The sequence below is a fragment of the Ignavibacteriota bacterium genome (assembly GCA_016218045.1).
In the GTDB taxonomy this organism is placed as follows: Bacteria; Bacteroidota; Ignavibacteria; order SZUA-365; family SZUA-365; genus JACRFB01.
Map to the genome: position 1 here is coordinate 194,929 of JACRFB010000010.1, position 12,346 is coordinate 207,274.

The window sequence follows — 12,346 nt, forward strand, 5'->3', positions numbered from 1 at the left end:
ATACTGTTTGTTTCGGAGAGAGAGAGCCACGTTTCAACACGAAAAAGGAAATTCCGATGACCAAGTTCATCACCGCCGCCATCGTTGTACTTCTGCTCGCATCCTGCGGCAAGGAACCCGCAGCTAAGACCGACACGCCCGCGGGCGGCACAAAGCCATCGTCGGCCACCCCGCCTCCCGCCGCACAGGACATCTCGAACGAGGCCCTTGTAAAGATCGATCCGGAGATACAGAAATACCAGGATGCCGTCGACAAAGCGAAGTCGGTGTACGACGCGAAGAACAACGAGAAAACGCGCGACGCGCTCGTTGAGGCATATACGGCATTCGGCAATTACATGGTGTACGACAGCCCCGTCACACCGCGCAAGGGCAAATACCGCCGCGCTCTGGTGGAATACCGCCGCGCACTTGCCTTGCAACCAAACAACGAAAAGGTCAAGGCCGAAGTGAATCAGATCGAGATGATTTATCGCGACATGGGAAGGCCCGTACCGCAGGACGCGCTGTAGACGTCGAGCGTCTGCTCGAGCATCGTTTCGTATGAATGACGCGCACGCACTTCCGCGTGCGCGTTTTCCATTTGCGGGGTGAACGCTGCGGGATCGCGCAGCACCCGTTCCATGCCCGCGGCAAGCGCGTCCGCATTGCCGGGCTCGACGAGTAATCCGCGCCGGCCGTCCGCGAGTAGCTCTCGGAGGGGCGGAATATCGCTCGCCAGCACCGGACAGCGTGCGGCCATCGCTTCGAGCACCGACATGGGCGCGGCCTCAAGTTCCGTGGACGGAAATACGAGGGCTGCCGCGTGCTGCAGGAAGGGCCGCGGATCATCGACAGCGCCGACAAAATGCACCAGACTTTTGATACCACTCAAACGCGTACGCCTTTCCCATGCGTCCCGATCCGGTCCATCCCCCACAACAACAATCCTGAATGCGTCGACATCACGCAGCGCGAGGCGTCCCGCCGCATCGATAAGCGTTTCGCCCCCTTTGCCCGCGGCGAGGCGACCAAGAAACACAAAAGACGGGATTGACGATGGAAGCTCCCTGGGGCGCGCGACGCGGATTCCGGAGTCGGCCACTCCGTGCGGAATAATGGAGAGCACGCAGCGCGCGGCCTGACGCACATGCGCACGGAATGCCTCAGCGGCACTTTCGGACGGACAGATGATATGCCGTGGATACCACGGTAAGAAACCCAGGTCTGAAAAGCTGCTGTGGGCGGTGTACACTCGCGCCGCTTTGGTGCCGCGCACCGCGAGGGCGGCAAGAGGCAACGTATAGCGGCTATGTGTGTGCACAATGACGGGGCCTTCCTCGGAAAGGATCACGCGGCGCAGCCGATCGGCAGAAGCAAAAAAGCCGCGCAGGGATTTATGCCGGCCACCCTTGCCGTAGAGACGCAGAGCAAGGAAGCGCACGTCCTTCGGCCGCGACGCACCCCCATCCCACGCAGCGATCGCAACATCCGCTCCGCGCTGTTTCAAACCCTCGGCGAGGTCCATGATATGCGTGCGCACACCTCCGATTTCCCATCGATTGGTGAGCAAATAAACGGTAATTCGGGATTTCATGGCGGTGTGCGGGCGAACCGCATCAATCTACCTGCCGGGGGCTGCAAATCAAACACAACGTCATGAAACCTTTGTCGGGGAATCGCATCTTACAGAGATATACGCACGCACATCACACACCACGCACCTCCATCACTGATGAACATCCCTCCACGTGTCTTCGACACACAGCACGTCCGCGGATGAGCATGAGCCGATCAGGTTTACGAGGGGTGTTTACACGACTGCGTGACACCTTCCGAGCGAGCAAGCATACGCGTCGGACCTTCCTGGGGATAGTGCTGCTCGGTGTGATCATGCTTGGTGTTGCTGCGATTGAGTGGAAGGAATCGCGCGACGAATTGCTGGGCGCCCTCGAATCGGAGGCATCAACTCTTGTCACAACCGTGAACCGTGCGGGCGAGACCATTGCCGAATCGTCGGCGCGCCTCGAGGAACTGCTGCTCGAACGCCTCACAGCTACGGGGAGACTCGTCGCACATCTTGAAGAACACGGTGCGCTGACGAATGCGCGACTCGCGGCGCTGGCACGCGAGAACGATATCGGATTTCTCGCAGTTGCCGACGTTCAGGGACGGCTTATGGCATCCTCCTCCCCCGATGTCGCACCCGCAATTGCCGACGCCGCTCTCGAAGGTATCGCCGCTGTCGGACGCGGCGAGTACACCTGGATTTCATTGGGGAGCATCGCGCTCCCACCACGCAGTTCCATGCTGCTCGTGGCCCACGAACGCCGGAGAGGACAGGGCGTGATTCTGGCGGGTATCGACGACGGTGTGGTGCTGGATTTTCGCCGACGCACCGGCATCGGTCGTCTGCTTCGGGAGGCGGGACGCACACAAGGCATCGAGTACGCGGCAGTGCAGGATCACGACGGCATCCTGAGCGCAAGCGAGGCGGTCACCGAACTCACGGAAATTGCGACCGACACATTTCTGCTCGCGGCGTTGACGAGCGGGGAACCGCGGACACGCCTCCTCGACTTGCCCGAGGGACGTGTCCTTGAAGTCGCCCAGCGTATCAACCTGCCGGACAATCACCAGGCGCTTACCAGAGTAGGCCTCTCCCTCGCCGATGTCCGCGCGATACAGCAGCGCGCGATGCGGCGAATACTATTTATCGCGCTGGGCGTGTTTGTCGCGGGTGGTTTCCTCATCGGCTTCCTGCTTGCGCAGGAACGTTACGGCCTACTGCGCGAAGAACATCGACGTGTCACAACGTCCACTGATCTGGTGCTCGACAATATCGCCGATGCCGTCGTGGCCATTGATTCGGCGGGAGCGGTGACTGTATACAACAGTGCCGCGCGTCGCCTGTTCGGACACGCGGAAGATAAGGCGCCTGGCGCCGCATACGCCGACCTATTTCCGGACGATCCGTTGCAGCTCCATTCGGCAATACGGTCGGGATCCGGGAACAATTTCGAAGAAGCATTGACAGGATCCGCGGGGGAGACCATGTTCCTGGCCGTAAGCACCTCGGTGATCCACGCCGCAAACGGCTTCCCCGAGCTTGCAATCGCCGTTGCGCGCGATCTGACGGAGGAGCGGCGCCTGCGCGAACAGTTGCGCCGCCGCGAGCAATTGAGCGCCATGGGAAGCCTCGCAAGCGGCATTGCGCATGAGATACGCAATCCGTTGAACGCGATCGGCGTTATCGCGCAGCGTTTCCGGCACGAGTTTGTCCCAACCGAGGACGCCGAGGAGTACCGCGCCCTCGCCGACACGGTGCGCGGAGAAGTTGCGCGTGTCAACGGCATCATTACCCAATTCCTCGAGTTCGCACGGCCGGCTCCGCTGCGCACCACGCCGAAGGATCTGGCCGCCTCGACACGCCGCGCTCTTCGAGTCATCGAATCGCAGGCGCGTGCGGCCGGGGTTGTGGTGGAGTGCGAAGAACATGCGCAGGTCCGCGTGGATCTCGACGAGGAGAAGTGGCGGCAGGCACTGATCAACCTGTTCCAGAATGCACTCGACGCGATGCCCTCGGGCGGGACGCTTCGTTGCGCCGTCAGTCGCGACGGGAGGGACGCACTCCTGGCAATATCGGATACAGGAGTCGGAATTTCCCCCGACGTCATCCCCCGTATCTTCAACATCTACTTCACCACAAAAAGCAGCGGCACCGGCCTCGGGCTCACACTCGTACATCAGATTGTGAGCGAACACGGCGGCAGCATCGACGTACGCAGCGTCGCGCATGGTGGCACAACATTCACCATCCGCGTGCCGCTCGCGAACACCTGAAGCGACTGCCACACTCTTTCGCATCCACCGCCGGGCTCATTCCGTAATCACCGCATCAGAGCATAGGTCATGAATCCATTCCGCATCGTACTCATCGACGACGAAGCCACACAACGCGACGCAATAGCCGGCTTCCTGCGCAAGAAGGGTTTTGATGTCGCGACCGCGGCGTCGGGCGCGGAGGGCATACACCGCGCACAGGAGCATCACGCGGACATTGTGCTGACAGACTTCAAGATGCCCGACCTCACGGGCGGTGACGTGCTGGCACAATGCACGGAGAACTGTCCGGGCACCCCGGTGGTCATCATGACCGCATACGGGAGCGTCGATGGCGCTGTGCGTCTGATGAAGTCGGGCGCCTTCGACTATCTCCAGAAACCCATCGACCTCGACGAGCTTGTGCTCGTGATCGAACGCGCCCGAGAGCGGGGACAACTGCTACGAGAAAACAAGGCCCTGCGCGAACAGTTAACCGAGCGATATTCATTCGAGTCCATCGTCTCTGTCAGCGGCGAGATGGAACATGTGCTCAACACCGCCGGCCGTGTCGCCCCGAGCACGGCCCCTGTGCTGGTGCGCGGTGAGAGCGGCACGGGCAAGGAACTCGTCGCCCGCGCCATACATATCGCGAGCACACGCAACGCCCAGCCGCTCGTCGTGGTGAATTGTGCCGCCCTTCCGGAATCCCTGTTCGAAAGCGAACTGTTCGGACATGAGAAGGGCGCCTTTACCGGCGCCGAGAAACAGCGCATCGGAAAGTTCGAACAGGCCAACGGTGGCACACTTTTCATCGATGAAGTGGGAGATATCCCCCTGCCGCTGCAAGTGAAGCTTCTTCGTGCGATACAATTCGGCCGCATCGAACGCCTGGGGGGAAGCGAATCGTTGGATCTGGACGTCCGCATCGTTGCGGCGACCAACCGGAATCTGGAGGAGATGATCCGCGAGGGTACATTCCGGGAGGACTTGTATTACCGCCTGAACGTCGTGCCCATCGTCATCCCTCCTCTGCGTCAGCGTCGCGCAGACATCGCTCCGCTCGCGCAGGCATTTGTCGAGAAATACGCGCGGGCAAACAACAAACACGTAACCGCTCTCTCGCGGGAGGCCATGGACGCTCTCGTGCAATACTCCTACCCGGGCAATGTGCGCGAGCTCGAGAACATCGTGCAACGCGCGGTGGTACTCGCCCGGGACGAAATACTCCGCGTCGCGGACCTGCCGGGACATGTTGTGATCCCCGGCACCGCACAGAGACGCGATACAGCCGAGGAGCCACGCGATCTCGCGGAGGCAGTCAACGAGCTCGAACGCACAATGATATCGGAAGCACTGCAGCGGAGCGGCGGAAATCAGGTCCGCGCCGCCGAGATGCTCGCGATTTCCGAGCGCACACTTCGATACAAGATGCAGAAGCTCGGTCTGAAGGGATAAAAGTGTTTCGACAATTCGTGTTGTGGCTCGACAATATCGTCGAGCATCATAGAAGCACATGGCGAAATTCGAGAGAAAACATAGAAATGAGAGCTGGCACGGTGATTGAGATATCGTGGATAGCGTACGCAACGCAGCGACTCACTCACACAAAATCTCGCAGGAGCACATCGTGAAACACCTCATCACTCTCGCACTCGCAGGCATCCTCCTCGTCGGACTCGCCGCCGACAATAGCGCCTTCGCACAGAACAATGGCAAGGGCAAGGCCTCCCTCAACGGTCAGGGCAATCAGGGCAAGGTTCGCCCGAACTTCGTCGACGCCAACGGCGACGGCATCTGTGACAATCAGGTCGACGGCACGTGTGTGAAGACGCAGAAGCGCCTCCGTGACGGTTCGTGCGGCATCACCCCGGCCCCCGCAGGCGGCACGACGAACAGCGGCACAGGCACAGGCACAAGCCGCGGCTTCCGCGGCGGACGCAAATAATCCAGAGGCGCACCCCGCGTCCCTCACGATCCCCGTGGGCGGCGGTCAGACTGACCGCCGCCCGACATTTCAGAAACACTGCCATGAAACCCCTGATCATCTTCACCTTCGCTTTGTTCTTCTCCCTCGCCATGTCTGCGACGGTGCATGCGCAATCGGTTCCGGGTGCCGAAAAGAAGGACGCCCCCGCGCAGGAGCAGACCGCTCCCGACTCCAAGGGAAAAAAAGCTGATCCCGCCTTTGTGGACGACAACAACGACGGTATCGACGACAGGAAAGATGCGGCAGGCAAGGACGATGAAGGCAACGGACGCCGGCGCGGCAAGGGACAGCACCGTCGTGATGCCTTCATTGACCGCGACGGCGACGGCATCAACGATGCGCGCTGCGATGGATTTGGATTCCGACGCGGCAACGGCCGACAGCTTCGCGGCGCAAAAAAATAATATCACTCGCACATACTCTTTATCTCCGCAAGGACCTCATCATGGTCTTCTGGAATAGATTCGTCCTCATCGCGATCCTCTGCACTTTCACCGCGCCGTTTCTGCACGCTCAATGGGGCGGGACGCTGACTCTGGGCAGCGGATACTCGGACAATATTTTCGGCACATCCCTCCCTTCCGCCGCCTCGATGCAGGACGCGGATCTCGCTTTCGGGTATTTTGCGGAAAGCGGTCGCTGGGCCGCTGGCTATACAGGTGCCTTCACACAGGTTCCCGCTTTCCCCGACAGGCAGTTCGCGACACACGGGCTGGCCCTCTCGATCGTACAGCCCCTCGACAGCGAAGAGACGTCGTCACTTTCCTTTTTTGCGTCAGGCAACTCGCGCCTCGGTCGCGATGCCTTTGCACTTTTCGACTACTCGCAGTTTCTCGCCTCGGCGGGGTACAGGGACACGTACGGCGATATCATCGGATTCCGCGCCGCGTACCGGGCGCGATACCGCACGTATCCCTCATTTCAAGAACTCGGATATTTTGAACACCTCGCGACTTTGGGAGGCAACACCTCCCTCGAGAGCGGCACAAGCTTCGATCTCGAACTTTCGCTTGGAATAAAAAACTACGCCAACGAGACCGCGGCACCTGCCACAGTTGCATCAAGCCCGGCATCGACTGTCGCGTCGGGCCTCCTTGTGGACGGAGGCGGGCCAGGCGGAGGTGGAGGCGGGGGTGGCAATGGCGGCGGCAATGGCGGTGGGAACGGAAACGGAGGAAATGGCAGCGGCAATGGGACGGGCGAACACAGCGGCGGGACAACCATCCCAGTGCTCGTGAGCGATAAAACACAGGGAGTACAGCTCAGCGGTGCCGTGAATATTGCACAATCTCTGACTGAGAGCACGGGCTTGAGTCTCCGATACAGATACCGGGCAAACCTCTCCGAGCAGGGATCGGTTTTTATCGCCGGATGGACAGAATACGGCGGCGACGACGAACTTTCGGACGATCCGTACACCTACAGCGGACATGAGGCAGCTCTTACCCTCACACAAATTCTGCCATGGACGATGAAGCTGCAGCTTGCCGGATTCATCCGTGACAAGCGGTACTACTACCCTTCTTCGCTTGATCCGGTTCTCGGCGGACCCGATCGGCGGGACATCCGCTCAGGATTTTCAGCGGGTATCGAAAAAAGCTTTGAGGCCGGATGGATCTTCGTCGAGAATCTCACAGTGGCACTCGACTATCAATTTGCACGAAACCAGTCCAACACCGCCGCATTCGACTACAGTATGCACGGTGCTGTATGTACGGTGGAGATGGGGCTCGGCTTCTGATCCCGCCGTTTTAGAATCGCAAGTCTCGACTCCGCGCCCGGCCTTAAGAAGAATTTGACCACGTGCAGGCCGTGACACGCGGTGATGTCACTCTTCGACGTACTCGTCCGGGCTGCGGGTGATCAACTCCTGCAGCACCGCAGAAACCAGCGACGCGGAATACCCTCTTCGCAGCAGATACGAAAAGGCGCGCCGACGAAGCACATCCGGCGCGTCATGCGCGCGGCGTGCGAGATATTTCCTCGCGAGCGCCTTCGCAGCAACACGCTCGGCATCACCACAGAGCAGTTCGCCGAGGACGGCGCGTACAATTGATGGAGAAACGCCGCGCGCCTCGAGTTCACGCTCGAGCATCGTGCGCGACTTCGGCTTGAAGCGCATGCGGTCGCGCACGAATGCGGCCGCAAATTCCGCGTCGTCGAGAAGTCCGGCTCGCGTAAAATCCTCGACAACGACATCGATCACTTCCTGCGCATAGCCCTTTTTCCGCAGAGCAAGCCGTATCTCGCCGGAGCCACGCAGACGCCGCGCGATAAGACGTTCCGCAGCGCGTTTCCCCTCAAGAACGGCATTGGCCGACTCCACCTGCACACGCAGCTCCGGCGTCATTGTCACACCTTTCGCAAGGCCGAAGCGATACACAACATCGTCCTGTGCTCCGAAGGCAAATTCCCCGTCGAGGAAAATGGAGACGCGGCCCGCGCGCTTCTGCTGACGGACAATGCGAGTGATGATCGGGTGTTCCATGGCCCGGATCGCGGCCGAGCGGCCGCCTAGTTGGTGATGACAGTCACGTACGGCTTCGAGAGCGTATCACGCACGATGGCGCCAAAAATCCCGACACCACCCACGATGTTTGTCACATCGGGCCTGTCCTGGCGAACCGACACGGGATCATCGAAACCGCGGACCGTCTGAAAGTAGCTGTAGATGAAAGTGTCCAGGGAATAGCCGAAGCCGATTATCTGCATGTTCCTGGCACCATCAACATTTTCGAGCCGCGTCTTGACGTCGGCGATATGGTCCACCGAAAACGACAGCGACGAGGAGCGGATGGGGCTCGACCAGGTGGTATCGTTGTTTGCATTGTCTACACGCAGGGGTACCTCGCGGCGCAGCTTCACCGTCTTGCCGTTGACCACGGCCTCACCCTCGACATAGAGCCGGAAATAGAATCCCTTCGGCGGCGCCTGCGCACTGATGGCGCCGGCACGCAGTGTGACACCCAGACGTCCCGCCGACGGATTGGGTGTGTCGAGATCGAGATACGGCCGGCCCGGGACTTGCACGGCGGCGCTGATCGTCGACATGCCGGGTACCTGCACGGTCATGGTATAGGATGCGCCCGCCGCGGGAACAAACGCGCGGGAGATCCACACACGGCGCAGTTCGCCTCCGCCAACATCGATGAGTGTATCGGTGAAAAGATAGGAGCGGCGGTCGGTATTGATGCGCACGATGGCCGAGTCGATCCTGCGCTTCGGCAGAGCATCGTCGGGATTTGTGGTGGCGGCATCGTACGTGGTCTCGAGCCGCACCATCTGATACGGAGCCGAGGGTTCCAGCACGCAGAACACGACGATCCGTTCCTTGTAATCGGATTTAGGTGTGAACGAATTATCGCAGGACGGCAGCAGCGCGGCCACGGCCAGGAGGGCCGGCAGCAACATGCGGGAAATACTAAATCGGAATCGTGTATTCATGGAATCGTTTGGTTCTTCGCGCTACAAGGTGTCGGAAACATATCCCGCAATGATGAAGGAAACATCCGTCGTTCCCGTGTCCAGTGGTTCCAATGCCGATGGATCCGTACAAACGTTCAACGGATGAAGCCCTATAAAATGCACAAACCGCTGGTGAAAAGAAACGTCGTGAGAGCGACGCCGCGGGGCGCCCTCCGGGCGCCCCGCTCGCGCACTTCTCCCGGCTATTTGCCTTTCCGCGGTTTCTCTGCCGTGGTGCCTTCCTCGTCCTCAACCACGGGCATTACATCGGCCGCGTCGATGCCGAGCGCCTTTTTCACCTCGTTCTCGATACGGCGCAAAAGATCGGGCGTGTCGTTCAGCAGCTTGCGAACACCTTCGCGCCCCTGCCCCAAACGCTCGTTCTCGTACGAGAACCACGAGCCGCTCTTCTGGATAATGCCGGCTTCGACGCCGAGATCCATCAAATCCCCGATATGGGAGATGCCCTCGTTGTAGAAGATGTCGAACTCCACTTCGCGGAAAGGCGGAGCGAGTTTGTTCTTCACCACCTTCACTTTCACGCGGTTGCCGATGATGTTCCCGGTGCTGTCCTTGATCACGTCCTTTCGGCGGATGTCTAGACGGATCGAGGCATAGAACTTCAGCGCGTTGCCGCCCGTGGTTGTTTCAGGATTGCCGAACACAATCCCGATTTTCGACCGGAGTTGATTCGTGAACATGACCGTGGTCTTGCTCTTGCTAATCGCCGAGGTGAGTTTGCGCAGCGCCTGCGACATGAGACGCGCCTGCGTGCCCATGGTCGGATCGCCCATCTCGCCCTCGATTTCCGCCTTCGGGACCAGCGCCGCGACCGAGTCGATGATCACCACGTCGAGCGCGTTTGATCGGACGAGCGTCTCGACGATTTCCAGCGCCTGTTCGCCGTTTTCCGGCTGCGATACCAGCAGATTCGCCACATCGACGCCGATCTTGCGCGCATAGCCGATGTCGAGGGCATGCTCCGCATCGACGAAGGCCGCCATGCCGTTGCGCTTCTGTGCCTCAGCCACGATGTGGAGACAGATCGTCGTCTTGCCCGAGGATTCAGGTCCGTAGATCTCGACGATTCGCCCGCGCGGTACCCCGCCAATGCCGAGTGCCGCATCCAGCGAAATGGATCCTGAAGGGATCACTTCGACTTTGGCGATCACTCCGTCGCCCATACGCATGATCGAGCCCTTGCCGAAGGCCTTCTCGATCTGATCGACCGCGAGCCCGAGGGCTTTCAGTTTTCCTTCCTTGTCTTCTGCCATGTTGTGTGCCTGTGTTGTGTAGTATGAACGTAGTCGTGTTTGTCAATCGGAAAGAAGATCCGCGCGTCCGATTTCCTGATGGATGGCGCCGGATGGTGTGAGTGTGCTCCGCATCACGCGTACCGCCCGAAAAGTGACGGGGATAGCTTCGAAGCTACAGGAGCGCAGGGCCTCTTGCAAATCCGCGGCGATCGAGGGATCCTTCACGCGGCCGATGGTCATATGCGGCGTGAACTGCTTTTTCTCGCGGTCGATGCCTTCTGCAGCGCAGATATCCTCGACGGCCGACACTGCCGCGAGAATCCCGGCCTGCGGCGTTCTGAATCCGAGCCACACGATACGCGGCGCGCGAGCGTGCGGGAACACGCCGGTTGCATCGATGCGTGTGTGCACCTGCGGACTCCCGCCAAGTGCGGCGCGGATGCCGTCCGATATTCGCGCGGCTGTTTCCGGGCAGATGTCCCCGATGAATTTTGCGGTGATATGCACCTGCGCAAGTTTCTCCCAACGCACGCGCGGTTCGCTCGAACGGAGCCGGTTCAACACGGTTGCAATCGCGTCGAGCGCCTCCGCATCCGGATACATGGCCGCGAAGCAGCGGATACTGCCCGAGTCCTGTTTCATGTCCTTCCCGCCCTTTTTTTGTGTCGCATTTCGGTGTGATGGTACTGTCGCTGCTGGGACATCCGTGCCACGGTTTGCGCAGCGGGAGTGTCAGACAGCACAATACCGCCGTCCTCCACATCCGCCAGGATAAACGAGTCCCGCCACATCATCGTATGACGGAGCTTGCCGCCTTCCGCAGACGGTTCATCACCGCGTCAGCCATACCGCCTTCTTCCCGTACACCGGGGCAGCATAACACATCGACGCCGGCATCGTCGAACGCATGCAGCCCCCGATACATTACACGCGCCAAATCCGCAGGAGTTCCCGATTCGAGCGAAAAAAATGCATCGCAGTCGATACCGGACTTCCAGGCACGCGGCGCAAGAACTCCGACGCGGAGTCCACGCAGACGCTGTCGCTGCACCATTGCGGAGAAACGGATCCGAAACTGCGCATCGTCCTCATCCCTTCGCGGAAGCAGAAGGAGCAGCGGGTGCGCGGGCGCGTAGTGGCGGTACTTCATGCCCGGCGACGCGGGACGGAGCGTACCGCCGCGCGCCGCGGCGACGTGACAGCGCAGCGTGTCTTCAAGCTGCTCCCGCGTCACACCGCCCGGTCGGAGAATGCGGGGCCGGGACGCGGCGAGATCGAGGACCGTCGATTCTATGCCCACGCGGCAGGGTCCTCCATCGAGGATCACGTCGATTCGTCCGGCCAGTTGCGCAATGACATGTGCCGCATCGGTGGGGCTCGGATTACCGGAGCGGTTCGCCGAGGGAGCAGCGAGCGGCACACCGGCGGCGCGGATGAGAGCAAGGGCCAGCGGGTGCGCGGGCATGCGCAGAGCCACAGTGTCGAGCGCGGCGGTCACCACATCGGGCACAAGCGCATTACGGCGCAGAACAAGGGTCAACGGACCGGGCCAGAACTTCTCCATGAGCGCATGTGCACGCGGCGGAATCGCCTCGGTTAATTCCGAGGCCTGGTCCGGCGTCGCCACATGCACAATCAGCGGATTATCGGGCGGACGGCCTTTCACCCGGAATACGGCGTGCAGTGCTCGTTCGGAAAAAATGTTTGCACCGAGCCCGTATACCGTTTCGGTCGGAAACGCGACGACTCCGCCCTGTCGAAGACACACGGCGGCGTGTTCCACCGCCCGGGCGCGTTCCCGCGCTCCAACGGGCTGCAGCAGGAGGGTATCCAT

12 protein-coding genes are annotated in these 12,346 nt (G+C 60.6%); 6 read left to right on the plus strand and 6 right to left on the minus strand.

Annotation, left to right across the window (positions count from 1 at the left end):
- Positions 1-56: 56 nt before the first annotated feature.
- The gene (locus HY962_03195) at positions 57-512 is read left to right on the plus strand and encodes a hypothetical protein (protein MBI5645912.1); all 456 of its coding nucleotides are present in this window, start codon (positions 57-59) and stop codon (positions 510-512) included.
- On the opposite strand, the gene HY962_03200 is transcribed toward HY962_03195, so the two are convergent.
- On the minus strand, positions 470-1,576 hold the full coding sequence (locus HY962_03200; protein MBI5645913.1) for a glycosyltransferase family 4 protein: 1,107 nt from the start codon (positions 1,574-1,576) through the stop codon (positions 470-472). The genes HY962_03195 and HY962_03200 overlap by 43 nt on opposite strands.
- 188 nt (positions 1,577-1,764) lie before the next feature.
- Here HY962_03200 and HY962_03205 point away from each other — a divergent pair, with 188 nt between their 5' ends.
- From HY962_03205 to HY962_03225, 5 genes are all read left to right on the plus strand, one after another.
- A complete protein-coding gene (locus tag HY962_03205) occupies positions 1,765-3,822 on the plus strand; it encodes a PAS domain S-box protein (protein ID MBI5645914.1) in 2,058 nt (685 codons plus the stop codon).
- A 69-nt stretch (positions 3,823-3,891) separates the two neighbouring features.
- Positions 3,892-5,259 carry a sigma-54-dependent Fis family transcriptional regulator gene (locus HY962_03210; GenBank protein MBI5645915.1) on the plus strand — a complete coding sequence of 456 codons (1,368 nt, stop codon included), beginning with the start codon at positions 3,892-3,894 and terminating at the stop codon, positions 5,257-5,259.
- A 172-nt stretch (positions 5,260-5,431) separates the two neighbouring features.
- On the plus strand, positions 5,432-5,749 hold the full coding sequence (locus tag HY962_03215) for a hypothetical protein (protein ID MBI5645916.1): 318 nt from the start codon (positions 5,432-5,434) through the stop codon (positions 5,747-5,749).
- An 83-nt stretch (positions 5,750-5,832) separates the two neighbouring features.
- Entirely contained in the window at positions 5,833-6,195 is a 363-nt protein-coding gene (locus HY962_03220; protein MBI5645917.1) for a hypothetical protein, read from the plus strand.
- Between the two features lie 41 nt (positions 6,196-6,236).
- Positions 6,237-7,532: a hypothetical protein gene (locus HY962_03225; protein ID MBI5645918.1), complete on the plus strand. Its 1,296-nt coding sequence runs from the start codon at positions 6,237-6,239 to the stop codon at positions 7,530-7,532.
- Positions 7,533-7,619: 87 nt separating this feature from the next.
- On the opposite strand, the gene HY962_03230 is transcribed toward HY962_03225, so the two are convergent.
- The 5 genes from HY962_03230 to HY962_03250 form a co-directional block, all read right to left on the minus strand.
- The gene (locus tag HY962_03230; protein ID MBI5645919.1) at positions 7,620-8,279 is read right to left on the minus strand and encodes a RecX family transcriptional regulator; all 660 of its coding nucleotides are present in this window, start codon (positions 8,277-8,279) and stop codon (positions 7,620-7,622) included.
- Positions 8,280-8,305: 26 nt separating this feature from the next.
- Positions 8,306-9,235: a DUF4249 family protein gene (locus HY962_03235; GenBank protein MBI5645920.1), complete on the minus strand. Its 930-nt coding sequence runs from the start codon at positions 9,233-9,235 to the stop codon at positions 8,306-8,308.
- Positions 9,236-9,459: 224 nt separating this feature from the next.
- Positions 9,460-10,530, minus strand: a complete 1,071-nt coding sequence (gene recA / locus HY962_03240; GenBank protein MBI5645921.1) for a recombinase RecA — start codon at positions 10,528-10,530, stop codon at positions 9,460-9,462.
- A gap of 42 nt (positions 10,531-10,572) precedes the next feature.
- Positions 10,573-11,154, minus strand: coding sequence for an RNA 2',3'-cyclic phosphodiesterase (gene thpR, locus HY962_03245; GenBank protein ID MBI5645922.1), 582 nt, complete (start codon positions 11,152-11,154; stop codon positions 10,573-10,575).
- Positions 11,155-11,302: 148 nt separating this feature from the next.
- On the minus strand, positions 11,303-12,346 hold the full coding sequence (locus tag HY962_03250) for a threonylcarbamoyl-AMP synthase (GenBank protein ID MBI5645923.1): 1,044 nt from the start codon (positions 12,344-12,346) through the stop codon (positions 11,303-11,305).

Bases quoted from the DNA above. Each gene is read 5' to 3' on its own strand.
- HY962_03220 (MBI5645917.1), top strand. From the start codon at position 5,833: ATGAAACCCCTGATCATCTTCACCTTCGCTTTGTTCTTCTCCCTCGCC.
- HY962_03235 (MBI5645920.1), bottom strand. From the start codon at position 9,235: ATGAATACACGATTCCGATTTAGTATTTCCCGCATGTTGCTGCCGGCC.
- HY962_03250 (MBI5645923.1), bottom strand. From the start codon at position 12,346: ATGGATACCCTCCTGCTGCAGCCCGTTGGAGCGCGGGAACGCGCCCGG.
- thpR (MBI5645922.1), bottom strand. From the start codon at position 11,154: ATGAAACAGGACTCGGGCAGTATCCGCTGCTTCGCGGCCATGTATCCG.
- HY962_03210 (MBI5645915.1), top strand. From the start codon at position 3,892: ATGAATCCATTCCGCATCGTACTCATCGACGACGAAGCCACACAACGC.
- HY962_03225 (MBI5645918.1), top strand. From the start codon at position 6,237: ATGGTCTTCTGGAATAGATTCGTCCTCATCGCGATCCTCTGCACTTTC.
- HY962_03230 (MBI5645919.1), bottom strand. From the start codon at position 8,279: ATGGAACACCCGATCATCACTCGCATTGTCCGTCAGCAGAAGCGCGCG.
- HY962_03195 (MBI5645912.1), top strand. From the start codon at position 57: ATGACCAAGTTCATCACCGCCGCCATCGTTGTACTTCTGCTCGCATCC.
- recA (MBI5645921.1), bottom strand. From the start codon at position 10,530: ATGGCAGAAGACAAGGAAGGAAAACTGAAAGCCCTCGGGCTCGCGGTC.
- HY962_03200 (MBI5645913.1), bottom strand. From the start codon at position 1,576: ATGAAATCCCGAATTACCGTTTATTTGCTCACCAATCGATGGGAAATC.
- HY962_03205 (MBI5645914.1), top strand. From the start codon at position 1,765: ATGAGCCGATCAGGTTTACGAGGGGTGTTTACACGACTGCGTGACACC.